General features: G+C 35.6%; 25 protein-coding genes. 8 read left to right on the forward strand and 17 right to left on the reverse strand.

Going from position 1 to position 22,791, the window contains the following annotated elements; genetic code table 11:
• Nucleotides 1-139: 139 nt before the first annotated feature.
• The 5 genes from ctaF to cyoE all read right to left on the reverse strand — a co-directional run bounded on the left by ctaF (nt 140) and on the right by cyoE (nt 5,071).
• Nucleotides 140-463, reverse strand: coding sequence for a cytochrome c oxidase subunit IVB (gene ctaF, locus H7K77_RS09620; protein ID WP_186577584.1), 324 nt, complete (start codon nt 461-463; stop codon nt 140-142).
• A gap of 3 nt (nt 464-466) precedes the next feature.
• On the reverse strand, nt 467-1,087 hold the full coding sequence (locus H7K77_RS09625) for a cytochrome (ubi)quinol oxidase subunit III (RefSeq protein WP_186577585.1): 621 nt from the start codon (nt 1,085-1,087) through the stop codon (nt 467-469).
• Nucleotides 1,087-2,943 carry a cytochrome c oxidase subunit I gene (gene ctaD / locus H7K77_RS09630; protein ID WP_186577586.1) on the reverse strand — a complete coding sequence of 619 codons (1,857 nt, stop codon included), beginning with the start codon at nt 2,941-2,943 and terminating at the stop codon, nt 1,087-1,089. The genes H7K77_RS09625 and ctaD overlap by 1 nt, the downstream gene beginning before the upstream one ends.
• Nucleotides 2,944-2,995: 52 nt before the next feature.
• Nucleotides 2,996-4,063 carry a cytochrome c oxidase subunit II gene (gene coxB, locus H7K77_RS09635; RefSeq protein ID WP_186577587.1) on the reverse strand — a complete coding sequence of 356 codons (1,068 nt, stop codon included), beginning with the start codon at nt 4,061-4,063 and terminating at the stop codon, nt 2,996-2,998.
• A gap of 72 nt (nt 4,064-4,135) precedes the next feature.
• On the reverse strand, nt 4,136-5,071 hold the full coding sequence (gene cyoE / locus H7K77_RS09640; RefSeq protein ID WP_186577588.1) for a heme o synthase: 936 nt from the start codon (nt 5,069-5,071) through the stop codon (nt 4,136-4,138).
• Between the two features lie 508 nt (nt 5,072-5,579).
• Here cyoE and H7K77_RS09645 point away from each other — a divergent pair.
• On the forward strand, nt 5,580-6,509 hold the full coding sequence (locus H7K77_RS09645; protein ID WP_186577589.1) for a COX15/CtaA family protein: 930 nt from the start codon (nt 5,580-5,582) through the stop codon (nt 6,507-6,509).
• Nucleotides 6,510-6,524: 15 nt separating this feature from the next.
• Here the strand turns inward: H7K77_RS09645 and ftsW are convergent, their stop codons facing one another.
• Together ftsW and H7K77_RS09655 are read right to left on the reverse strand one after the other, a co-directional pair.
• Complete coding sequence (gene ftsW / locus H7K77_RS09650) at nt 6,525-7,706, reverse strand: putative lipid II flippase FtsW (protein ID WP_186577590.1); 1,182 nt, start codon at nt 7,704-7,706, stop codon at nt 6,525-6,527.
• 105 nt (nt 7,707-7,811) lie between these two features.
• Entirely contained in the window at nt 7,812-8,093 is a 282-nt protein-coding gene (locus tag H7K77_RS09655) for a YlaN family protein (RefSeq protein ID WP_186577591.1), read from the reverse strand.
• Between the two features lie 227 nt (nt 8,094-8,320).
• Here H7K77_RS09655 and H7K77_RS09660 point away from each other — a divergent pair, with 227 nt between their 5' ends.
• Both H7K77_RS09660 and H7K77_RS09665 read left to right on the forward strand, forming a co-directional pair.
• Nucleotides 8,321-8,809 carry a hypothetical protein gene (locus tag H7K77_RS09660; RefSeq protein WP_186577592.1) on the forward strand — a complete coding sequence of 163 codons (489 nt, stop codon included), beginning with the start codon at nt 8,321-8,323 and terminating at the stop codon, nt 8,807-8,809.
• A gap of 132 nt (nt 8,810-8,941) precedes the next feature.
• Nucleotides 8,942-9,544: a YhcN/YlaJ family sporulation lipoprotein gene (locus H7K77_RS09665; protein ID WP_186577593.1), complete on the forward strand. Its 603-nt coding sequence runs from the start codon at nt 8,942-8,944 to the stop codon at nt 9,542-9,544.
• 39 nt (nt 9,545-9,583) lie between these two features.
• Here the strand turns inward: H7K77_RS09665 and H7K77_RS09670 are convergent, their stop codons facing one another.
• Nucleotides 9,584-9,841 carry a hypothetical protein gene (locus H7K77_RS09670; RefSeq protein WP_186577594.1) on the reverse strand — a complete coding sequence of 86 codons (258 nt, stop codon included), beginning with the start codon at nt 9,839-9,841 and terminating at the stop codon, nt 9,584-9,586.
• 138 nt (nt 9,842-9,979) lie between these two features.
• On the opposite strand from H7K77_RS09670, the gene H7K77_RS09675 reads away from it, so the two are divergent.
• Entirely contained in the window at nt 9,980-10,183 is a 204-nt protein-coding gene (locus H7K77_RS09675) for a YlaI family protein (RefSeq protein WP_186577595.1), read from the forward strand.
• A gap of 46 nt (nt 10,184-10,229) precedes the next feature.
• Here the strand turns inward: H7K77_RS09675 and H7K77_RS09680 are convergent, their stop codons facing one another.
• Nucleotides 10,230-10,595, reverse strand: a complete 366-nt coding sequence (locus H7K77_RS09680; protein ID WP_186577702.1) for a YlaH-like family protein — start codon at nt 10,593-10,595, stop codon at nt 10,230-10,232.
• 129 nt (nt 10,596-10,724) lie between these two features.
• On the opposite strand from H7K77_RS09680, the gene H7K77_RS09685 reads away from it, so the two are divergent.
• Nucleotides 10,725-10,925 carry a DUF5325 family protein gene (locus H7K77_RS09685; RefSeq protein WP_186577597.1) on the forward strand — a complete coding sequence of 67 codons (201 nt, stop codon included), beginning with the start codon at nt 10,725-10,727 and terminating at the stop codon, nt 10,923-10,925.
• Between the two features lie 158 nt (nt 10,926-11,083).
• On the opposite strand, the gene H7K77_RS09690 is transcribed toward H7K77_RS09685, so the two are convergent.
• Nucleotides 11,084-11,890 (reverse strand): inositol monophosphatase family protein, encoded by an 807-nt coding sequence (locus tag H7K77_RS09690; RefSeq protein WP_186577599.1) that lies wholly within the window; start codon nt 11,888-11,890, stop codon nt 11,084-11,086.
• A gap of 187 nt (nt 11,891-12,077) precedes the next feature.
• On the opposite strand from H7K77_RS09690, the gene H7K77_RS09695 reads away from it, so the two are divergent.
• Nucleotides 12,078-12,695: a YktB family protein gene (locus H7K77_RS09695; protein WP_186577600.1), complete on the forward strand. Its 618-nt coding sequence runs from the start codon at nt 12,078-12,080 to the stop codon at nt 12,693-12,695.
• A gap of 61 nt (nt 12,696-12,756) precedes the next feature.
• On the opposite strand, the gene H7K77_RS09700 is transcribed toward H7K77_RS09695, so the two are convergent.
• On the reverse strand, nt 12,757-13,026 hold the full coding sequence (locus H7K77_RS09700) for a UPF0223 family protein (RefSeq protein ID WP_186577601.1): 270 nt from the start codon (nt 13,024-13,026) through the stop codon (nt 12,757-12,759).
• A gap of 205 nt (nt 13,027-13,231) precedes the next feature.
• On the opposite strand from H7K77_RS09700, the gene H7K77_RS09705 reads away from it, so the two are divergent.
• Nucleotides 13,232-14,704 carry an aminotransferase class I/II-fold pyridoxal phosphate-dependent enzyme gene (locus tag H7K77_RS09705; RefSeq protein ID WP_186577603.1) on the forward strand — a complete coding sequence of 491 codons (1,473 nt, stop codon included), beginning with the start codon at nt 13,232-13,234 and terminating at the stop codon, nt 14,702-14,704.
• Nucleotides 14,705-14,760: 56 nt separating this feature from the next.
• Here the strand turns inward: H7K77_RS09705 and H7K77_RS09710 are convergent, their stop codons facing one another.
• The 6 genes from H7K77_RS09710 to H7K77_RS09735 all read right to left on the reverse strand — a co-directional run bounded on the left by H7K77_RS09710 (nt 14,761) and on the right by H7K77_RS09735 (nt 21,761).
• A complete protein-coding gene (locus H7K77_RS09710) occupies nt 14,761-15,666 on the reverse strand; it encodes a polysaccharide deacetylase family protein (RefSeq protein WP_186577604.1) in 906 nt (301 codons plus the stop codon).
• A gap of 203 nt (nt 15,667-15,869) precedes the next feature.
• The gene (lpdA, locus tag H7K77_RS09715) at nt 15,870-17,279 is read right to left on the reverse strand and encodes a dihydrolipoyl dehydrogenase (protein ID WP_186577605.1); all 1,410 of its coding nucleotides are present in this window, start codon (nt 17,277-17,279) and stop codon (nt 15,870-15,872) included.
• A 3-nt stretch (nt 17,280-17,282) separates the two neighbouring features.
• Nucleotides 17,283-18,557: a dihydrolipoamide acetyltransferase family protein gene (locus tag H7K77_RS09720; protein ID WP_186577607.1), complete on the reverse strand. Its 1,275-nt coding sequence runs from the start codon at nt 18,555-18,557 to the stop codon at nt 17,283-17,285.
• Between the two features lie 30 nt (nt 18,558-18,587).
• Nucleotides 18,588-19,565, reverse strand: a complete 978-nt coding sequence (locus tag H7K77_RS09725; protein WP_186577609.1) for an alpha-ketoacid dehydrogenase subunit beta — start codon at nt 19,563-19,565, stop codon at nt 18,588-18,590.
• Nucleotides 19,566-19,568: 3 nt separating this feature from the next.
• Nucleotides 19,569-20,651: a pyruvate dehydrogenase (acetyl-transferring) E1 component subunit alpha gene (gene pdhA / locus H7K77_RS09730; protein WP_186577610.1), complete on the reverse strand. Its 1,083-nt coding sequence runs from the start codon at nt 20,649-20,651 to the stop codon at nt 19,569-19,571.
• Nucleotides 20,652-21,101: 450 nt separating this feature from the next.
• Nucleotides 21,102-21,761, reverse strand: a complete 660-nt coding sequence (locus H7K77_RS09735) for a YkyA family protein (RefSeq protein WP_328701082.1) — start codon at nt 21,759-21,761, stop codon at nt 21,102-21,104.
• Between the two features lie 185 nt (nt 21,762-21,946).
• Here H7K77_RS09735 and def point away from each other — a divergent pair, with 185 nt between their 5' ends.
• Nucleotides 21,947-22,498 carry a peptide deformylase gene (gene def / locus H7K77_RS09740; RefSeq protein WP_186577612.1) on the forward strand — a complete coding sequence of 184 codons (552 nt, stop codon included), beginning with the start codon at nt 21,947-21,949 and terminating at the stop codon, nt 22,496-22,498.
• Nucleotides 22,499-22,791 lie beyond the last annotated feature (293 nt).

Genomic DNA, 22,791 nt, shown 5'->3' on the forward strand with positions numbered 1-22,791 from the left:
CTTTCTTTGACTCTAGTGTATATTATAACTCAATTATGAACGAAATTCCTAGTTTGAAGTTAATTCTCTGCATAATTATTTTACTTACTAAATATTTAATTATAAAAAGAGGCCGGAGAGAAACCCCGACCTCTTTTCATTACCACCAAACTAATACTACCATGGTTAATACAGTTAAGAATGCAACTGCTGCACCACCATACATCATTAACGATGGTAATTCATGACCTTTATGACTCATGTGCATAAAGTAGTACAGTTGAAATCCAACTTGGACTACTGCAAGAAGTAACAATATTGGAACAACGAATAGTTTATCTAACCCCGAAGTCACCATACCAAAAGCAATAATAGTAAAAATGATCATTAAAGCAAAGGTAATAACTTGTTGCTTCATCTCATCTTTCTTTTTTTGCTTATGATAATCTAAATGAGAATTTGAGGAATTGGTGTTTTCAGCCATCGCTTAGATCACCCCCATTAGATATACAACTGTAAAGATGAATACCCAAACAACATCAATAAAGTGCCAATAAAGACTTGCAACATAAAACTTTGGCGCATTGTATAAATTTAAACCACGTTTTGCATTCCTTGCCATTAAGGTAACAATCCATAATAGACCAAACAATACGTGACCTCCATGGAACCCTACTAATGTATAAAATGCTGATCCAAATGCAGAGCTACGGAATGTAAAGTCTTCATGTAGAATGTATTCTGTAAACTCATACAGTTCACAACCAAGGAAAGCTAAACCTAAAATCACGGTAATACCTAACCATAGCTGCATCTTTTTAAAATCATTATTTTTCATGTGGTAAATTGCGTAAACACTTGTTAGAGAACTTGTTAACAGAAGCATAGTCATGATAAAAACAAGTTCTAAACCAAATAATTCATCAGCAGTTGGTCCACCATTATTTGATCCTTTAAGAGCCAAATAGGTTCCAAATAAACTAGCGAATAATACTGTTTCTCCACCCAGGAAAAACCAGAATCCTAGGAATTTATTTCTTCCTTCTAAGGTGGCTTTTTCGGGCTCTTCTGGCATTATCTCAGGATTTAAAGTATGTTCATCACTCATTACAACCCAGCCTCCTTATCAAGATCTTCTTTATGAATATGATAGCCATGATCGTCTTTTACGGAACGAATAAACATACAACCAAGAAGAATACCCATACCGATAAATACTAACGATAACCAACTCTTATCACTAGTTTGGTAAATAAAACCAAAACTTGCAATAAACAACCCAAGTGACATAACGAACGGTAAAATAGATGAATTTGGCATATGAATATCACCTAGTGGTTCAGCAGGCGTCATACCTTTTCTACCTTCAGACTTTTCAATCCATAACGGATCTAATCCACGGACTAGTGGTGTTTGTCTAAAGTTATAGTGTGGCGGTGGAGACGGAATAGACCATTCAAGTGTACGACCATCCCACGGATCTCCACTTACCTTTTCACCTTTAACAGAAGTGATAATAACATTATACAAGAATACGATAGTTCCAATAGCCATTAGGAACGCACCCGCAGTACTTACCGCGTTACCTGTATCTAAGCCTTGATTTTCTAAGTAAATCCAATATCTACGTGGCATACCCATTAGACCTAGGAAATGTTGGATAAAGAAAGTTAAATGAAATCCGATAAAGAACGTCCAAAAAGTAAATTTACCGAGACCTTCATTCAAAATTTTACCAAACATTTTTGGCCACCAATAATGTAGACCAGAGAAAATTCCAAATACTACTCCACCGACAATTACGTAGTGGAAGTGTGCCACGACAAAGTAAGTGTCATGAAATTGATAGTCTGCAGCTGCTGCAGCTAACATTACACCAGTCATACCACCAATTGTAAAAGAAGGAATAAATCCTAATGCCCACAACATAGCAGAATTAATTTTTATATTTCCTCCCCAAAGGGTGAATAACCAGTTAAAAATTTTGATACCAGTTGGAACTGCAATCGCCATTGTAGCTACAGCGAATATCGAGTTAGCTGCAGGTCCTAATCCGACAGTAAACATATGGTGTGCCCAAACCATGAAGCCTAGGAAACCAATAAGAACTGTCGCGAATACCATTGCTGTATATCCAAACAGGCGTTTTTTAGAAAAAGTGGAAAAAACATCACTAAATACACCGAACGCAGGTAATATTAGTATGTACACTTCTGGGTGACCAAAGATCCAGAATAAATGTTCCCAAATAACAGAGTTACCACCCATTCCAGCATCGAAGAACCCTGACCCAAACATGCGGTCAAACATTAATAAGAACAATCCTACTGTTAAAGCAGGGAATGCGAATAAAATTAAAGCACTAGTTACAAATGCAGTCCATGTAAACAATGGCATACGCATGTAAGTCATACCTGGAGCACGCATATTAACGATAGTAACGAGGAAATTTATCCCCCCGATTAATGTTCCTGCCCCCGATATTTGTAACCCTAAAACATAAAAGTCGACCCCATGTCCAGGAGAAGTCGTTGATAGTGGAGCATATGCTGTCCAACCTGCATCAGGCGCACCTCCAAGGAACCAACTACAGTTTAATAGAACACCGCCAAATAAAAATAGCCAGAATCCTAATGAATTTAAAAATGGAAATGCGACGTCCCTAGCACCAATTTGTAATGGTACTACTGCGTTCATTAGTGCAAATATTAGTGGCATTGCTGCCAAGAATATCATCGTTGTTCCGTGCATGGTTAATAGTTCGTTATAAAAACCTGCACTCACAAAATCATTTTCAGGTCTTACTAGTTGCCATCGAATGGCCATTGCTTCAAGTCCACCAACTAAGAAGAAGAAACCACCTGCTATCAGATACATGATTCCAATCTTCTTGTGGTCTACAGTTGTTAAATAATCCCACAACGTCGATGCGAAGCCTCTTTTTTGCGCAATTGTACTACTCACGCTTATAAACCTCCCTTAACCTCTTCTTCCATCCCTTTTTTTACTCTAGTATTTATTGTGCACTATCAGGAGTAATTTCTGATGGTTTTAATTGTAAAAGGTAATCTGCAATTTTCTCTGCTTCATCTTCAAATTCTTTCATGTCTTTATGTTCACCAAAGTAAGGAGCATTCACCATCTTATTTCCAGGTTTAATTTCTTCTGGATACAAGATCCAATCGACAAGATTTTCTTTAGAATAGTCCACAACCCCAGCAATCTTTGTACGATCACCAAAGTTAGTTAAGTTTGGTGCAACTGCAACTGGAGAACTTCCAATCGCATGACAAGATAAACAATTTTGTTCAAAAAGCTTCTGACCTTCTTGTGCACTTGTAGCTTCCGGTGTAGCTTCAGGGTCTACATTTTGCATGTCACTAACCCATTGGTCAAACTCTTCTTGACTAACTGCGACTACTTTAAAGTCCATTTTAGAGTGAGATGGTCCACATAGCTCAGCACATTTACCCCAGTAAACCCCTTCTTCATAAGCTTCAATATACATCGTGTTCTCGTTTTCAGGATTTGTGTCCATTTTACCTGAGATTGAAGGAACCCAGAATGAATGAAGCACATCACTTGAAATCATGTTTAAGTAAACTTTTTTTCCAGTAGGAATATATAAATCCTGACTCGTTTGTATTTCTTGATCATCGTAACTAAAATGCCACCAATACTGATTACCAGTAACACTAATATTTAGTGCATCCTTCTGTCCTGACTTATCAGCTAAATCATATGTAGCAGCAATAGTCGGTACAGCAATTATAACTAATAACAAAATCGGAATTACTGTCCAGACAACCTCTAAAGCTTTATTCCCCTCTGTTTGTTTCGGAACAAAATCCTCTTGACCTTTTTTCTGACGGTAACGGACCAACACAAACGTATAAATAATCATAACGACTACAAATACAAAAATCATTACCACTAATGAGGTGATAATAATACCTAATGATACATCTGCCCCATAACCTTTAGGTAAAAAGGCGGTCAAGTTTTCTTTACCACACCCTGAAAGAATTAACGATAGTGAGCTTAACAAAAGCAGGGTACGGATTTTTCCCATCCAACCTTTCATGCAAATACCTCTCTTTCTAATTTGATTCCTACTTTATATTATAAATGAGAATATGCTAAGACATACTCTTATTTAATGAAAAACTGCTGGTACGGTAATGATGATCATCGAAAGGAAAAATATCGTTAGATAAAAAAGCGAATACATAAACATGCCATGCGCCCATTTTAGATCATCTTTGATAAAGAACCCCCTTATCGCCAACACTAACCAACCAACATTTAACAAACATGCTAAGACTAAAAAAACATTACCCAATGTGTACAAATAAAAAGGTAATGGCAATAAGCAGGCAACATATACTACCATCTGTCTTTTGGTTATTGGAAACCCGTGAACAACTGGTAACATCGGAATATTTGCTGCTTTATATTCTTTCGATTTCTTCATGGCTAATGCCAAAAAGTGCGGTGTTTGCCATATAAACATAATTAGAAATAAAATAAGTGCAGCCATGTGTAAGTTAGGATCTACGGCTGCCCACCCTATTAATGGCGGAACTGCCCCAGATAGGCTTCCAATAGCTGTATTAATGGTATATCTTCTCTTTGACCATACCGTATATAAAACAAAATAGAAAAACCAACCCATTGCACCGAAAATAGCCGCTTGTATCGTAGTTAACATTAAAAGGATAATTCCTAATACAGAGAAAGAAATACCTAATAACAAGATATAAGCAAGTGGTATACTTCCTGTTACCGTAGCACGCGCTTTCGTTCTTAACATTAAAGGGTCAATATCTCGGTCATAATAATTGTTTAATACGCATCCTCCGGCAATAACAAATGCTGTACCGACCATTGTTACTAAAAACACGTCCCAATATTCAGTAAAGGAGTTTCCTGTATAATAAAGCGCTAACCAAAACCCTGCAAATGCTGTCATTACATTTGAATTTATTATCCCTGTTTTTATAAGAGCTTTTAAATCAGCCCACACAGTAGAACTGACTTCATGACCAGTATTATTTAAAACTTGAGTCGATGTTGCTTCTACTTTATCCATTAATTTCTTACCCCCTTTCCATAGGGTCTAGTTTTTAAAAAAAATGGTTTATAAAGTAGGTTTACCAAATACACTACTACTAATCCATTCACAACTGATAATGTTGTCAGGAACATTGTATCACGGATTTACTTTTCAATCTATTTTACAAACCAAGATCAATAAAGTGTGAACTTTCTGTGAAGTTTACTTTTAAATGATAATAAGAGGCTTGTTTGCCTTTATTATTATAATCACTAGTATAGATCTGTTTCATAAAACATCTTAGAAAAGTTCAGAATCCCCTTATTTATTTCTAGCAAACTAAGATCGACAATGCAAGCCTTTTTACACTTTTTAGTGAAAATAGTTTCTAAACATGGTAGTATATTTTTTGTCACATTATTATATGCCGTATACTTTTATTACAATATTATTGTTAAAATAATAATTACCAAGATAGAGACTTTTAGTTTACTAGTATGTACCCATATTAATAAATTTAGTCGCTTGGAACTGGGGTGGGTTTATGATTTCATTTTTAAAAAAGTTATCGATTGTTGCAACCATAACAATGATCCTAGTGTTAATAGGGGGTGCACTTGTAACCAAAACCGAATCAGGAATGGGATGTGGTGCAAATTGGCCAGTTTGTGAAGGTGAATTAACCGCAGAATTGATTATTGAGCTTAGTCATCGGCTAGTTTCGGGGTTAGCAGGAATAATTGTTCTTTTATTATCTGTTCTTGCTTGGAAATATATAGGCCATATTAGAGAAGTCAAGTTCTTATCATTCATATCTATCTTTTTCCTCATATTTCAAGGACTGATAGGTGCAGCAGCAGTTTTATGGTCTCAGTCAGATTTTGTTCTAGCTATGCACTTTGGAATCTCGTTAATCTCATTTGCTTCCGTCTTTTTATTGACTTTATTAATTTTTGAAATTGACCAGAAGTTTGATGCACGATCTTTAATTATACATAAACAACTAAGACGGAATATGTATGGTTTAGCGATTTATATTTTAATTGTCGTGTACACTGGAGCATTAGTAAGGCATATTGATTCAAGCTTAGCCTGTACAAGCTGGCCACTCTGTGATAACACTAATCCATTATCACTTTCTTTTCACTTCGGCCAATGGGTTAACATGGGACACCGTTTCTTAGCAGGAATAGCCTTTATATGGACATTACTTTTATTTTTAAAAGTGAAAAGCGAATATAGACAAAGTAGAGTGATGTATTATGGTTGGGCAACTGCATTATTTTTAATGGTTATACAAGTAGTATTTGGCGCATTGATTATCTTTACACTAGGAAATTTATTAGTTGCTCTCTTCCACGCATTAACGATATCTATATACTTTGGATTGCTATGCTATTTCTTGTTACTTTCAAATCGCAGTGTACAAGCTGAAAAATTGCATATAACCGAACCAAAAAAGGCAAACAACTAAGTTGTTTGCCTTTTTTTATATCCCTTGCCTATTTTTTACTGTAAATTGTTTATTCATTAGGGTAGTTTCTTCCATCACTACTTCTTTATTCATTGTTTGCGATTTGACCCGTCTGGCTATATTGTTTAATATCCCAACTGATATTAACAAAACTAATAATGAAGATCCACCGTAACTCACAAATGGCAACGGTACACCTGTAATAGGTAACAAACCACTAATTGCACCTAAGTTAATAAACGTTTGAATACCAATCATTGATGAAATACCGATAGCTAATAATGCTCCAAAATTATCTTCACATAACCTAGATATATAGATTCCCCTTAATACAATAAGTGCTAACATCCCTATTACAAGAATAGCTCCAATAAAACCCAATTCTTCTGCAATAACCGCCATAATAAAGTCTGTATGGGGTTCGCTTAAATAACCTAATTTTTGTACGCCTTGCCCTAGCCCTTGCCCTGTTATTCCACCTGTACCAATTGCGATATAGGATTGAATAAGGTGATAACCATCAGCGTCTGGATCATCAAAAGGCTGATACGCCCCTGTAAAACGCGATATTCTCTCAGGAGTGACCATTTGAGTTGCACCTAAAAGGATGATTACAATCCCTATGATCATTAAAATAGAAAGGTGCTTAAATTTAATTCCTGCACTAAATATAACAGAACAAGCAATTAGGAAAATGATAGATGCTGTACCGATATCTGGCTGTAGTACGATTAAACCTAATAAAAACGCAGTCATAACTAACGGTGGCAGTACTGCTTTACTAAAATCCTCAATATAGTCTTGTTTCTTAGAATAAATAGACGCTAAATACATTATCAATCCTAATTTAACAAATTCAGAAGGTTGTAAAGATACCCCACCAAATTGTAACCAGGATCTTGATCCATTTATACTTTCAGAAAATATTAGTACTGCGATAAGTAGAACAATTAAAGCAAAAATAATGAATTTCATTATTTTTTGATAAAATCGATAGTTAAAAAAACAACAAAACAAAAAACCAATCATACCAATACCGAACCACATTAACTGCTTCATCATGTAAAAAGTAGCAGGTTTATCGTCTAAAACAGATGTTACCATACTAGCACTGTAAATCATGATAATACCGAAACAAACAAGGAGTATTGGAGTAAATACAAGGATAAAATCAAATGTTTTCCATTTTTGTTTCATACATTTTACTCCTTACAAACATAGTAAATTAATAGAATACTAGCCAATTTAATAAAAAAACCTTGCCAAGGGCAAAGCTTTTTTAAAACGTATTGTGGCAAGTCTTTACGAATTTTGTGCAGCTTCATGTAGCACATTCAACTGCTTTTCTAGATTGTCTAGAAGCTGTTTGCCATCAGCTTCACTCACTAGGTTTAATCTAACCGCAAAATCTATCTCCCTCGATAAACCAAACATTTGAGTATCTAAAACCTCTTCATATAAAGGGCATTGAGGCATAGTTAAATTATCCATCTGAACCTTAATAAGTTTCAGAATCTTATCCGCATCAGCCTTTAGAAGGGCATAGGCTTTTTCATGGTTACTAACAGCCACTTCAGGTATCAAAAAAATCCCCTCCGTTAAAACTAACTTCTTTTATTTATATTAGCGTTTATATTGAAAAAAAGCAAGAATAGATAATATTTTCTCTGAAAAATTACAGTGCAAATTAAAAAGAGCTCGTATTCTATTAAAACCTCCCCTACCCTCATTATGCTTTATTAACTTATTTAATGAATTTTATGTTTATGTTTGCTATGCTTATATTAATTATAGAGGGAAGGAGTTATATAATGATTATACAACTCGCAGGAAAAGTAAAGTATCCTATTACATTAGATCCAACAGTTTGGATATTTGATGACAGAAAAATCATATTTGATGATGCATTTGGTAATAATAAGGCACAGATAGATAAAGAAGATTCGGAACTACAGCAGGCTTCAGACCGATTTAATCGTGAATTATATGAAGTAGTAAAGCCACCAGTTAACAAAAGCATCAATCGTTTTGAAAAAGAAAAGATTTTAACAAATACATATGTGATGCCAATTGTTGATTTTATAAATACAGCTGAAATGGAAACAGAGGCAAATAAGGTTATTCTGGAGACAATTAATGGAAGTGCTACCATAACAATTGATGAATTAACAAATTGCCTATTATTATTCGCAAGTAATGGAAAGCCTATTCAAGATCAAGGGCCTGTTCACCTTTACTTTGGGGACGGTTCGAACAAAACAAATCCAATAAAAGGAATCAAGAAAATTATTATTGATTAAGAGCCAATGAGACTAACACTATGTTAAGTGTGTAGTCTCATTTTTTCTCACATTACTCTGTAATTATCCTTTACCCATGTATAAAGTCTTCTAAAAAACGAAAAATACTTATATAAGTAAAGGAGGATTTACATGAAACGATATCTTTTCTCTACGGTCTTTCTAATACCACTGTTATTAATTGGTTGTCAGGAACAACAAGAAGAAGCAGATTTAGCCGAGCAAGGTAACAATCAAAATTCACCTATACAAGTTAAAAATTCCAATCCGACTGAATTAAAAGAGCTTTCTAACCAAGAAATTGCTAAACATCTAGCAAATTTAGCAAGTGAAGTTCCCAACGTAAAAGGAGCTAATGCACTAGTGGCTGGTCCTTATGCAGTTGTTGGTATTGACGTGGATAAAGATCTAGATAGATCCAGAGTTGGAACGATAAAGTATGCAGTTACAGAAGCACTTCAACATGATCCATATGGGCGAACAGCTGTTGTAGTTGCTGATGCAGACGGAACCCAACGCATTAAAGAAATGGCTAGCAAGGTACAAGATGGACATCCAGTACAAGGTTTCGTAGATGAGATAGCTGCAATTGTAGGACGCTATATGCCAGAATTCCCAATTAATGAGGATCAACCGAAAGAGCAGGATGAAAATAAAGGGGTACTCCCTGAAGATTCCGAAAAAGAACTAGAAGATATTGAAGAAGATCAATCTAATCATCAGAAAAACAATTAAACATTTTATGAACAACAGTAACAGTATGTGTAGATACTGTTACTGTTTTATTTTATTATAATAATTAACTCCAAACTGAGATCCTTCTGCCACCATTTTGGAATTCTCCATATTATCCATTTCAGGTCTCCCGGCTTTCTCAATAGCAGATATGTTATCCTGTTTATTAGTTTGTTGGCTTGTCCATTTAGTAATTTTGTTCTTGATTGCCCTCCTACGATCAGAATCCATTGCTAAATAACTCAAAGTACCAATTCCTAATGCACTTATCGAATAAAGAATAGCTTGTTTACTCATTTTAAGTTTTGTCCTCCTTTTTCTTTCCTGTTATTACTCCATTTCCCCACACAACCTTAACTAAAACATCCTATTAGTGGAATAAAGGCTAATTTATGATAGAATAGACAGAAAGCTTATTGATTAAGAGGTGTAATTATGCGTGTGAAGTGTGTTATATGTGATTCAGTGGAAAAAATAAATAGTAATTCTCCAGAGGCAAAACGATTAAGAAATAGAAGGATTCATACGTATTTATGCCCTAGTTGTAACGATCGCATCGGGGAAAGGACAAAAGAGCGACACGCAACTGGTAACTTCAAGTTGTTTAAAGAAAAGAAAAGCAAAGATCAATTAATATAGAAATAATTTAAAAAAACTACTCCTTAAAATAGAGTAGTTTTTTCGTTTAAGCCTTCTTTTTACGTTCTTGATGCAATCTTAACCTATAAACCCCCAGGACAAAAGCAATCACAGCTAAACTTTCCGCTACCGGGAGGTTCAAACCAAATATTAGAGTGATAAAAAACATCCCTACAATTAGTACAACGTAAACTACTGCAGACTTTAAAGGTGGTAATTTCTTCGCAAAACCAAATTTATAGGCCAAAATAGTCAATATAACAATCGTTAAATATAGTAATAAAAACCCTCTAATTAACATGGATATTTCATTATCATTTGTTAAATCAACCTGTCCCCCAAGTCCCTTCATAAAGAAATCAGCTACCGGCCATAGGTTGTCTGGTACATTTAACACATCTTGATTCTGCATCATCGGCTCCCCCTTTTACAGAAAACTTCTTTACTAATAATACTAAAAGAATAAAGTTCATGCTAGTTAAATAATTACTTTACATTTTATCTACAATGCTAAATACTAATAATAGAGAGGTGAAATAAAATGAAAATTCAATATTTCAAACTTTTACTAGCATTATTAGTTATTGCGTCTTTTGCATCAGTTGGTATTTCCATTGCTTATCGAAGTGTAGGCTTTGCCATCTTCTCCTTTGTGTTAGGATTCCTATTTATGGGGTACGGCTTAACTCTAAAAAGAAAGGAAAAAGCCTCGGGCATAGAAAATATACCCAGTTCACATTAACAGCATTCATTGCTACTTAGCTTCTTATTTGTTCTAGAAAGTTGTTAAAGAACAAGTAGTCCTACTAAAACAATCATTTTTGACATTAAACAAGGACTGTCATAAAGTGACAGTCCTTGTTTAATGTTCAGCTATCTCTATATACTACGAAAATTAACTCAACCTTTTAACTCTACATAATCATTAATCACATTTTCGAAAATTTGTTTGTTGCTTGCAAACACTGTAGAATTAGAAATTAAATCAAGTTCTTCTCCATTTGCTTGCGCTACTTCCCCCCCAACTTCTCTATATAAAATAATTCCTGCTGCATAATCCCAAGGGGCTAACTTCATTGTCAAATAACCATCTATTATACCTTCTGAAAGAAAAGCGAATTCTAATGCGGCAGATCCGTAAGATCTCGTCCCACGACAATCTCGTATTAATTGTTGAATAAGCTTTTCATTGACTTTCTTATTCTCACAAGCCCATACACTATTTATAGCAAATATGGATTCTTTTAATTCTAATTTGTTATCTAAATGCGGTAACTTCTTATCATTTTTATAAACGCCTTGTCCTCGTTGTGCACTATACAATACATCTTCCATCACGTTATAAATAAGACCAATTTCTCCGACGCCTTCGTGATAAATACCGATAGAAATAGCAAAATTGCGTTTTTGGTGAACGAAATTCATTGTGCCATCTATTGGATCTATAATCCACACAGTGCCTTCTAAAGAATCGAGATCATCTCCAAATCCCTCTTCACTTAATAACAAATGTTCAGGATAGGTTTCTTTAATTTTTTTCACAAAATATTTTTCCGTGTTTCTATCCATATGTGTAACGAGGTCGTTTGGATTGGATTTTGTATCAATATATAACGGCTCATCGATCACCTCTCTTATATGTTGACCAGCCGCAAGAATCCATTCTTTTGCTTTTGTATAGATATCATGCCTAGTAATTTCCTTCATGCACTTTATCCTCCATCACCTATAGTATTTTTTTACATTTTACCAAATATTAGAATCATTTAAAAATCAAGTCCCTTTTCTATCATAATAATTTATATAAACAAATAATTATGATAAACTAACAGTAGTAAACCTTGGATGATAGGTCATACTATACTCGATATTAATTATAGAAAGGAACACAATCATGTCATTTACTGGTTTTGAAAAACAAGACTTTGATACATTTGAAATTGACGGTTTAGAAGAAAGAATGGACGCAATTAAAAGTAGAATTCAACCTAAATTTAAAGTGATTGGAGATGATCTCACAAATCACTTGGCAGCTGTACTAGGAAACGAAATGTTTTTACATATCGCTAAGCACGCTAGAAGGTCCGTTAATCCTCCTAAAGACACTTGGTTAGCTGTTGCAGAAAATAAAAGAGGCTATAAAAAGCATCCCCATTTTCAAGTAGGATTATTTGATGACCATGTATTTATTTGGTTAGCATTAATTTATGAACTTCCAAACAAAGAAAAAATCGCCGAAAAATTCTTGAACGACTATAGTTCCATAAAAAAATTACCTCAAGATTTTGTTGTTTCCCTTGATCACACAAAGAAAGAATCATTTTCCGTAAAAGATTTAAGTGAACAGAATTTAGAGCGTTTCCGTGATGTAAAAAAAGCTGAATTTCTTGTTGGTCGGCATATAAATGCAACAGATGACCTATTAACAAATGGAGAACAATTTCTCTCTTTTACTAAAGAAACAGTTGATAAACTGATTCCGTTTTATCGAACTGCATTATCTGTTGATTAAGTGTAGTTAGAATCTTTCCCTTCGATCACTAATCTTGATCGAAGGGATATTTTATGTACCGCTACATCTTAACTTTTGAGCCTATGTTTTGTTCCTTCGCTTTTTTTACCGTCTTATAGCAAGAATAACCTGATTCCTTTTCAAACGAATTACATAGTTGCTTCTCTTCACTTTTTGCCGGGACAATTTGTTTAAATCTAGTATAAGCCATCATAATATCATCTGATTTAACACCTTGCTCATAAGCTTTTTCTACTATAGAGAAGAAGTTTACTACATCAATAATCTCTTCTTTAGTCCACGTTTCATCAATCGGATAACTATAACTCATCTTGCTTCTCCTCCCATTTCATTTATTTTCCTTATCTCAAAAAAGATAAAGATAGACAAATTAAATAATATGAAAATATTACAAACTTATTCTATCCTAAGGTTATCATGAAACATACATTTTTGGCTAAAACTAGCTATTAGCGTCATGATTTGCTATAATTCAATTTGTTTTTAGATTTAGTATAAGAGGTGTACGTATTATTATGTTATCACAAAATGAAACACCATTATTTTCGGGCTTAGTGAAACACGCCCAACAAAAACCTGTTCAGTTTCATATTCCAGGCCATAAAAAAGGAGTAGGAATGGATCCTACTTTTAGAGAGTTTATCGGAGAAAATGCCTTGTCCATAGACTTAATTAATATCCAACCCTTGGACGATCTTCATCACCCTCAGGGTATGATTAAACAGGCCCAAGAACTTGCTGCAAAAGCATTTGGATCAGATTATACCTTTTTCTCTGTACAAGGTACTAGTGGAGCTATTATGACAATGGTATTAAGTGTTTGTGGACCTGGAGACAAGATTATTGTTCCTAGGAATATTCATAAATCTGTTACTACAGCAATTATTTTTTCTGGAGCCACACCAATATTTATACACCCAGAAGTAGATGAAACACTAGGGATATCTCATGGTATTACACCGGGAGCAGTTGAGAAAGCCTTACAAGCACATCCTGATGCGAAAGGTGTGTTAGTGATTAATCCTACCTACTTCGGTATTGCTGCAGATTTGAAAAAAATTGTTGATATTTCCCATAATTATCATGTACCTGTATTAGTAGATGAAGCTCACGGTGTTCACATACATTTTCATGATAATTTACCCATATCCGCAATGGATGCAGGTGCAGATTTAGCAGCTACAAGTGTTCACAAACTTGGAGGCTCTATGACCCAAAGTTCGATTTTAAACCTAAGAGAAGGCCTTGTATCACATGAAAGAGTTCAAAGTGTTCTATCGATGCTCACAACTACTTCTACATCATACATTCTGTTGGCATCTTTAGATGTTGCCCGAAAACAGTTAGTACTGAAGGGTAAAGAACTCATTGATAAAACAATTTCCTTGGCCCAGGATACAAGAGCAGCAATTAATGAAATACCAAACCTTTACTGCCCAGGTGAGGAGTTATTAGGTAGTGAAGCAACTTTTCATTATGACCCTACAAAACTTATTATTTCGGTTAAGAACCTTGGTCTTACGGGATATGATGTGGAAGGTTGGTTGCGTGAACACTACAAAATAGAAGTTGAATTATCCGATATGTACAACATTCTCTGTATTGTTACACCCGGAGATACCAAAACTGAGACAGCTTTGCTTGTTAAAGCGTTAGAGGAATTGGCAAGTGATAAGCAGTTTACAGCTATAGAAAATAAAGTTCAGGTTAACATTCCAGAAATTCCTGTGTTAGCGATAAGTCCTAGAGACGCCTTTTATGCAGAGATTGAAGTTGTCCCTTTAAAAGATGCTGCTGGAAGAATTAGTGCAGAATCGATAATGATCTATCCTCCGGGAATACCCATCTTTATTCCCGGTGAAATTATTGCGGAAGATAATCTTGCGTACATTCAAGAAAATTTGGAAGCTGGATTACCTGTTCAAGGGTTGGAAGATGAAACGCTAAAAACGATTCATGTCATTAAAGAACATAAACCTTTCCAGTAAATGACATGTAATACAAAAACGGAGGTTATCCAACAATTGGACAACCTCCGTTTTTGTTATTCAGGTAACTTTATTAAGGCTGGGTCCACCATTTCATAACCTTTTTCTCGTAATCCCTTTACAATATCGTCCAGTGCTTCAGCAGTCCATGGTCGGTCATGCATTAGTAGATTTGCACCAGGCTTAAGCAACGAATATGGAACATCAACTTCGGGTCCTTCACCTGTTATCATTGCTTCTGCTAGCTTATCTGCATCCATATATGGTTCAAAATAATCATATCCGTATGTCCAATTCATTTGCAGCATACCTTGTTCTTTTACAAACTGCTCAGAAAACTCCGTATTATCGCCATTTGGAGCTCTAAAGAATTTAGGTCGCTCCCCAATAATCTCTTCTGCCAAATTACTTAGAGAAACAATTTCTTCTTTTTGCTTTTCCTCTGAAACCTGTGACAGCCGTTGATGGTTATATGTGTGATTACCGATTGCAAAACCCATATCATGAATTTGCTGTAGTATCTTCTTTTCTTCATCCGTGTCAAGAAAGTGACCATTTACGAAGAAGATTGCTGGTGCATCTAATTCCTTTAATGTTTGAGCCATCTGTAAGGCTTGCTTATCCGGAGCATCATCAATGGTAAGTAAGACGACTTTTTCATTTGCTTCTTCAGTAATGGGAACAATATTTGAATTTTTATCAAGCTCATACTGTGGTATTACTTCCTCTGGATTAGTCGTTGATTGCGTCTCCTCTTGATCTTGTTGAACTGTGGAATCATCCGGATCGAGCTCAGTATTTTCTTGTTCCCCTTCCTTTCCCTCTACTTCATTATCAGTCCCTTCCATATTTTTTTGCTCAGTCTCTTGTTTCTCTTGCGTTTCCTGATCCCCTGAATCACTACAGCCGACTACTATAAACCCTATTAAGGATAGTAGCAGTATACATATGTACTTTTTCATATTTCCCCTCCTGTTGTAATGAAGCTATCACCATTATATAACTTTTAGTTATGGTCTAATGATAAAATTATTAATTTGGTACTATTTTACTTCTGCTAACTGCTCTAACAGTTTAAAAGTAGTTGCTATTCCCCATGATTTAATCTTAGCAAAAGAGCTGTAGTTGCCTTAAATGGCAACTACAGCTCTTTTAGAATCCTATATTATTTAACGATATGAATTGGTGTACCCATTGCTACTTCAGCAGCTTCCATTGTGATCTCACCTAATGTTGGGTGTGCGTGAATAGTTAGAGCTAAATCCTCAGCTGTCATTCCAGCTTCAATAGCTAAACCTAGTTCAGCAACCATATCACTAGCATTTGGACCAGCAATTTGAGCACCAATTAGTAAACCGTCTTCTTTACGTGTAATTAATTTAACAAACCCTTCACTTTCATTAAGAGAAAGTGCACGTCCGTTAGCAGCAAACGGGAATTTAGATGCAACAACATCATACCCCTCATCTTTTGCTTCTTGCTCATTATAACCAACAGATGCCAATTCAGGATCAGAGAATACAACAGCAGGAATCGCATTGTAATCAATCTCTGCATTTTCTCCAGCAATAGCTTCTGCAGCAATTTTACCTTCATAAGATGCTTTGTGTGCAAGTGGTGGTCCTGCAACAATATCCCCAATTGCATAGATATTATCAACATTAGTACGACATTGCTTGTCAATTTTGATAAGTCCTCTATCGTCTAACTCAACACCTACTTGCTCAAGGCCGATTTCAGATGTGTTTGGACGACGACCAACGGTAACAAGTACATAGTCAGCTTCTACAGTTTCTTCTTTACCTTTTGCTTCGTATGTTACTTTAACACCGTCTTTCGTTTCTTCAACACCCTTAGCCATTGCTTCTGTTACAATTGTAGCATTTTTCTTCTTCAGTTTACGTGCAACAAGAGAAGACATTTGCTTTTCAAAACCGCCAAGAATATCTTTAGCACCTTCAAGTATCGTTACCTCTGTTCCAAAATTAGCATATGCAGTTCCTAGTTCTGTACCTACATATCCACCACCGATTACTACAAGTTTTTTAGGAATCTCTTTAAGATTTAAAGCACCAGTAGAATCTAGAACACGGTCAGAGTATTTAAATGTTGGAATCTCAATTGGTGTAGACCCTGTAGCAATAATCACATTTTTGAATGTATAAGTTTGTGAACTCTTATCATCCATTACTTTTACAGTGTTTTTATCTACAAAGTAAACTTCACCTTTAACGATCTCAACTTTATTACCTTTTAATAGTCCTTCAACACCGCTAGTAAGTTTGTTAACTACACTAGCTTTCCACTCTTGTACTTTGCTGAAATCAACAGAAACTTTTTCTGCTTTTATCCCCATAGCTTCCATTCCGTGTGCATATTCGACACGGTGTCCAGCTTGGATTAGTGCTTTAGAAGGAATACAACCAACGTTTAAACATACACCACCTAGTGTACCTTTATCGACGATCGTTACTTTTTGGCCTGTTTGGGCAGCACGAATGGCAGCAACATAGCCACCAGGTCCTGCTCCAACTACTAGCGTATCTAACTCAATTGGAAAATCTCCTACTACCATATTTTACGCCTCCATCATAATTAATTGTGGATCGTTCAACAATCTCTTAATTTGATTTAAAGCCATTTGCGCTGTAGCACCATCAACAATACGGTGGTCAAAGCTTAATGACAATGACAATACAGGTGCAACGACAATCTCTCCGTCACGAACAACAGGCTTTTCACCAATACGTCCAATTCCTAAGATTGCTGCTTCTGGGTAGTTTAACACTGGAGTAAACCATTGGCCACCTGCTGAACCGATATTTGAAATTGTGCTTGAAGCACCTTTCATCTCGTCAGGAGCAAGCTTACCGTCTCTTGCTTTCACTGCTAATTCGTTAATTTCTTGAGAAATTGCGAATACAGACTTAGCATCAGCATTCTTCACAACAGGTACTAATAGACCTTTATCTGTATCTGCTGCAATACCAATATTAAAGTAGTGTTTTTGAACAATTTCGTCAGTTGCATCATCAATAGATGCATTAAGAATTGGATACTTCCTAAGAGCTGACACTAGTGCTTTCACTACATATGGTAGATAAGTTAATTTAATATCTTGCTCTGCAGCAATTGGCTTAAATTTCTTTCTGTGTGCAACTAGTTCTGTAACGTCTATTTCATCATGTAAAGTTACATGAGGAGCTTTTGTTTTAGAATTAACCATTGCTTTAGCGATAGCTTTTCTGATGCCACTCATTTTCTCACGAGTCTCTGGATATTGACCAGCTGGTACAGTTTGAGCAGCTTCCTGCTTAGCTGCAGGTCCGTCTTGTTGAACTGCTTCTGTTTCTTCTGCAGCTACCGGTTGACCTCCGTTTAGGAAGCTATCAACGTCATCTTTAAGCACACGTCCGTTTTTACCAGAGCCTTGAACACTAGCAATATTAACGCCATTGTCACGTGCGTATTTACGTACAGATGGCATTGCAATCACGCGACTGTTTGAACTTCCTTCTGCAGTTGGTGCAGCAGGAGTGTCATTTGCTGGTTTTTCTTCTTGTTTTGGCTCTTCTGATGCTGGAGCCTCTTCGCTTGCACCTGCATCTTCATACCCTTCTGCATCAATAGTAATGATTGTTTGACCAACCGTAGCTACTGATCCTTCATCGAAATGAACTTCTTTTACTGTTCCTTCTACAGGAGAGGGAATTTCTACTACTGCTTTATCATTTTGTACTTCGCAAAGTACATCATCTTCTTTAATTTCATCGCCAGCTTTTACAAACCACTTAACGATTTCACCTTCATGAATACCTTCACCAATATCTGGTAGCTTAAATTCGAAAGCCATTCCTATTACCTCCAATCGTAGGCTCTATTGTTAAAAATTAATTACTTGTTTCGCTTTTTCTATAATGTCGTTATAGCCTGGTAACCATACTTCTTCTGCTTGAGTAAATGCATAAACAGTATCAGGTGCCGCAACACGAAGTACTGGTGCTTCTAAATGAAGAATCGCACGTTCTTGAATTTCTGTAACGATATAAGAAGCCATACCAGCTTGTTTCTGTGCTTCTTGGATTACCACAACACGTCCAGTTTTCTTAACTGATTCGACAATTGTATCAATATCAATTGGCATAACGGTACGTAAGTCAATTACTTCCGCTGAAATGCCTTCTTTTTCTAATTCTTCTGCTGCTTTTAGAGAAGAATGAACCATCGCTCCATAAGCAATTAATGTTACATCTGTACCCTCACGTCTTACCTCAGCTTTACCAATCTCTACTGTGTACTCTTCTTCTGGTACTTCTTCACGGAATGAACGATATAGTTTCATATGCTCAAGAAAAACGACTGGGTCGTTATCGCGAAGAGAAGAGATTAATAATCCTTTTGCATCATATGGTGTAGAAGGAATAACAACTTTTAGTCCAGGTTGTTGAGCTACAAGCCCTTCTAATGAATCCGCATGAAGCTCAGGTGTATGTACACCACCACCAAAAGGTGAACGAATTGTAATTGGAGCACTTTGCGTACCACCAGAACGGTAGCGGATACGAGCAATTTGGCCACTTATTGCATCCATTGCTTCATAAACGAAACCAAAGAATTGAATTTCAGGTACTGGACGGTAACCTTCCAATGCTAGACCTAGTGCCATTGCAGCAATTCCAGACTCTGCTAATGGTGTGTCAAATACTCGGTCTTCACCAAACTCTGCTTGAAGACCTTCAGTTGCACGGAATACCCCTCCGTTTTGACCAACATCTTCGCCGAAGACTAGCACGTTTTCATCATTTTTTAACTCTGTTCGTAGAGCATCAGTAATGGCTTGAATCATTGTCATTTGTGCCATGATTTACTTCGACTCCTTTTCTTTATATTCAGCGTATTGTTCTTCTAAATGAGCAGGCATTTTTTCATACATGTTCTCCATTAAATCTGTAACTTTTTGTTTAGGAGTATTGTCTGCTTCTTTTATAGCTGCTTTAACTTGTTCTTTAGCATCTTCAATAACTTTATTCTCTTCTTCCTCTGACCATAATCCTTTTGCTTCAAGGAATTTACGGAATCTAACAAGAGGATCTTTCTTTTCCCATTCGTTATCAAGGTCATCTGTACGGTAACGAGTTGGGTCGTCACCTGCAGTTGTATGCGGACCATAACGATAAGTAAGTGTTTCAATTAGAGTAGGACCTTCTCCATTAACAGCACGCTCACGAGCTTGTTTTGTTGCTGCATAAACAGCAAGAACGTCCATACCATCAACCTGAATACCTTCAATCCCTGCAGCAACTGCTTTTTGTGCTAATGTTCTAGCAGCAGTTTGTTTTTCAACTGGAACTGAAATAGCAAAACGGTTGTTTTGAACAACGAAGATCGCTGGAGCATTGTATGCACCCGCAAAGTTTATACCTTCATAGAAGTCACCTTGTGAAGTACCACCGTCTCCAGTGTATGTGATTGCAACGCTTTTCTTACCGCGTTTTTTCAAACCGATTGCAACACCCGCAGCTTGAGTATATTGAGCCCCAATAATAATTTGTGGGCTCAAAGCGTTCATACCCTCTGGCATTTGGTTACCCTCATAGTGACCACGTGAAAATAAGAAAGCTTTGTATAAAGGAAGTCCTTGCCAAATTAATTGAGGTACATCACGATATCCTGGTAAGATCCAATCTTCTTTTTCAAGTGCGTATTGTGTACCTAATTGAGAAGCCTCTTGACCAGCAGTTGGTGCATAGAAACCTAATCTTCCTTGTCTAGTTAATGCCATGTAACGTTGGTCTAAAATACGAGTAAATACCATGCGATGCATTAACTCTTTTAATTCATCATCTGAAAGTTCTGGCATAGCAGCTTCATTTACTACTTCGCCTTCTTCATTCAGAATTTGAAACGTTTCAAACTGATTTTCGATATTTTCAAGTGTACGTTTCAAAAAGACTCACCTCTTCCTTTCTTCTCCCAAAAAATTTATCAATATATAGCGTTCCCAAAAGATGAAAAAATCTGTACCAATTTAATTATTTATACAATACCCCGTAATTAAAAATATCAATCACTTTATCAATAGCATGAAACTGTTACATAAACTATTATAATAATCACTGGTACAATTTTAATTCATTTTATAGTTTAGCCTATTCGCTAGCGATGGTCAAACACTTTGATACATATAATTATTATTTTTTATACAAAACAGTATAATAATCTTGTTTTTTAGCGAATCTACGCTTATTATTCGCAATCTGTTTCACTCCAATTTTAAACCTGTACTACTACGATTACCATCCAGTACGTTCTATGCTAACTTCTTATAAATTTCAAGTAAACATTCACAAAAAAAGAACAAAAGCTTAAAATTAGCTTTTGTCCTAAAAACACTTCCCTACTCATCATATTCTACATTTATTTCAGCCAACTTATAAAACTCACCTTTTAAATCGTTATATAGATCTGTTTTATCATTAAATATTTCGTTAGTCTTAATGACTTTGTCGTACTGTTCATTTATAACTTTAATTTGATCCTTTAACTCTTGTTCTTCTAAATCCTCTTTTTGAAATAATTCATATAATTTTTTATCTTCTTTTAAAGAATTAGAGTAAGCTTTATTTAATTCTAAGTATGCAGCGTACCTATCGTCCATTGCTTGCTTTAACTCATTCGCTTTACTTGTAACTTTTTCATTCTCTAAATCCTCAATTAAAGGTTTAATCTTGTCAAATTCAGTCTTTGCCTCTTCGATACTTGCTTTCTCTTTATCTAAAATTTCTTTTCTCTTTTCAATTGTTGTTAATGCCTTTTGCGATAGTTCTTTAACTTTCTCAAATTCTTCCATACTAAGATCAATGATTTGATCGTATAGTTGCTTTTCTTCCTTTTCTAATTCTACTAACGGTTTCTGCTGTTCCGCAAATTTCTTTTCTAAAGAAACTGCTTCTTCCATATGCTCGTACATTTGTTCAGGGGCTGACGGGCCACTACACGCTCCTAAAAGGAGAACAACGAAAATCATAACGATTGCTAATTTATTAATGTGCTGCACGGCTATCCTTCCTCCTATATTTCTAGTTGCCTTTGTTATGTATCATCATATTCTATTATAACATAAGCATGGCGATATCTTATTATATACTGTATGATAACAAACTGTCCTTCATGCTACCTTATCATACCTATATATGATAAACTATAGAACAGCAATTTCGATGATACTATAGGAGTGAGTACATGATTACAATGGAAGATATAGTTCGCGAAGGTGATCCAATTCTTAACAAAGCTGCTGAAGAGGTTCCTTTACCCCCTAGCGACGAAGACTTGAATACATTAAGAGAAATGTTAATGTACCTTCAGAACAGTCAAGATGAAGAAATTTCAAAAAAATATAACCTTAGACCAGGCGTTGGACTTGCCGCACCACAAATCGGCCTTGCGAAACGTATGATCGCCGTTCATTTTACAGATTTTGATGATAACAAATATAGTTATGGACTATTCAATCCAAAAATAATTAGTCATTCTGTGGAAAAAGCATACTTGTCCACTGGTGAAGGATGTTTATCAGTGGATCGCGAAGTACCTGGATATGTTCCTAGATATGCACGTATTACTGTTAAGGCAATTGACATAGAAGGAAACCCGCTGAAGATTAGACTAAAAGGATACGCTGCTATTGTATTTCAACATGAAATAGATCATTTAAACGGCGTCATGTTTTATGATCACATTAATAAAGAAAATCCTTTTGCAGAACCAGAAAATGCAAAGGCCATTGAATAAGAGAATAATAAAAGCCTCAATGATAAAGATTGAGGCTTTTATTTGTTTTGTACACCTAACAAGTTAAATATAGATGTATTACTTACTAAACTCGTTTACAAACTGAATAAGAACCGAAATTCAGTAAAAAATACAGATAATGAAAGTCGCCTACAGCAAAAATTATAACAAGTATTCACACGTTTCTATTTCAAAATTTGGCAAATCATACTATACTAGTAATTAAGAGGGATTGGATCGGTTAAACGTTTTTTGCTTTTCTTTGGTATAAAGGAAGGAGCTGGCAGAAATAA

The organism is Aquibacillus kalidii, from assembly GCF_014280935.1.
Taxonomy (GTDB): Bacteria; Bacillota; Bacilli; order Bacillales; family Amphibacillaceae; genus Aquibacillus_D; species Aquibacillus_D kalidii.

What these genes read in the sequence shown, in the direction of transcription:
- H7K77_RS09665 (WP_186577593.1), top strand. Translation starts at nt 8,942, where the DNA reads ATGAAACGATATCTTTTCTCTACGGTCTTTCTAATACCACTGTTATTA.
- H7K77_RS09720 (WP_186577607.1), bottom strand. Translation starts at nt 18,557, where the DNA reads ATGGCTTTCGAATTTAAGCTACCAGATATTGGTGAAGGTATTCATGAA.
- H7K77_RS09690 (WP_186577599.1), bottom strand. Translation starts at nt 11,890, where the DNA reads ATGAAGGAAATTACTAGGCATGATATCTATACAAAAGCAAAAGAATGG.
- H7K77_RS09625 (WP_186577585.1), bottom strand. Translation starts at nt 1,087, where the DNA reads ATGAGTGATGAACATACTTTAAATCCTGAGATAATGCCAGAAGAGCCC.
- cyoE (WP_186577588.1), bottom strand. Translation starts at nt 5,071, where the DNA reads ATGGATAAAGTAGAAGCAACATCGACTCAAGTTTTAAATAATACTGGT.
- def (WP_186577612.1), top strand. Translation starts at nt 21,947, where the DNA reads ATGATTACAATGGAAGATATAGTTCGCGAAGGTGATCCAATTCTTAAC.
- H7K77_RS09710 (WP_186577604.1), bottom strand. Translation starts at nt 15,666, where the DNA reads ATGAAAAAGTACATATGTATACTGCTACTATCCTTAATAGGGTTTATA.
- H7K77_RS09675 (WP_186577595.1), top strand. Translation starts at nt 9,980, where the DNA reads ATGCGTGTGAAGTGTGTTATATGTGATTCAGTGGAAAAAATAAATAGT.
- H7K77_RS09660 (WP_186577592.1), top strand. Translation starts at nt 8,321, where the DNA reads ATGATTATACAACTCGCAGGAAAAGTAAAGTATCCTATTACATTAGAT.
- ctaF (WP_186577584.1), bottom strand. Translation starts at nt 463, where the DNA reads ATGGCTGAAAACACCAATTCCTCAAATTCTCATTTAGATTATCATAAG.
- H7K77_RS09705 (WP_186577603.1), top strand. Translation starts at nt 13,232, where the DNA reads ATGTTATCACAAAATGAAACACCATTATTTTCGGGCTTAGTGAAACAC.
- H7K77_RS09645 (WP_186577589.1), top strand. Translation starts at nt 5,580, where the DNA reads ATGATTTCATTTTTAAAAAAGTTATCGATTGTTGCAACCATAACAATG.
- H7K77_RS09670 (WP_186577594.1), bottom strand. Translation starts at nt 9,841, where the DNA reads ATGAGTAAACAAGCTATTCTTTATTCGATAAGTGCATTAGGAATTGGT.
- H7K77_RS09685 (WP_186577597.1), top strand. Translation starts at nt 10,725, where the DNA reads ATGAAAATTCAATATTTCAAACTTTTACTAGCATTATTAGTTATTGCG.
- H7K77_RS09695 (WP_186577600.1), top strand. Translation starts at nt 12,078, where the DNA reads ATGTCATTTACTGGTTTTGAAAAACAAGACTTTGATACATTTGAAATT.
- H7K77_RS09700 (WP_186577601.1), bottom strand. Translation starts at nt 13,026, where the DNA reads ATGAGTTATAGTTATCCGATTGATGAAACGTGGACTAAAGAAGAGATT.
- coxB (WP_186577587.1), bottom strand. Translation starts at nt 4,063, where the DNA reads ATGAAAGGTTGGATGGGAAAAATCCGTACCCTGCTTTTGTTAAGCTCA.
- H7K77_RS09725 (WP_186577609.1), bottom strand. Translation starts at nt 19,565, where the DNA reads ATGGCACAAATGACAATGATTCAAGCCATTACTGATGCTCTACGAACA.
- lpdA (WP_186577605.1), bottom strand. Translation starts at nt 17,279, where the DNA reads ATGGTAGTAGGAGATTTTCCAATTGAGTTAGATACGCTAGTAGTTGGA.
- H7K77_RS09680 (WP_186577702.1), bottom strand. Translation starts at nt 10,595, where the DNA reads ATGCAGAATCAAGATGTGTTAAATGTACCAGACAACCTATGGCCGGTA.
- ftsW (WP_186577590.1), bottom strand. Translation starts at nt 7,706, where the DNA reads ATGAAACAAAAATGGAAAACATTTGATTTTATCCTTGTATTTACTCCA.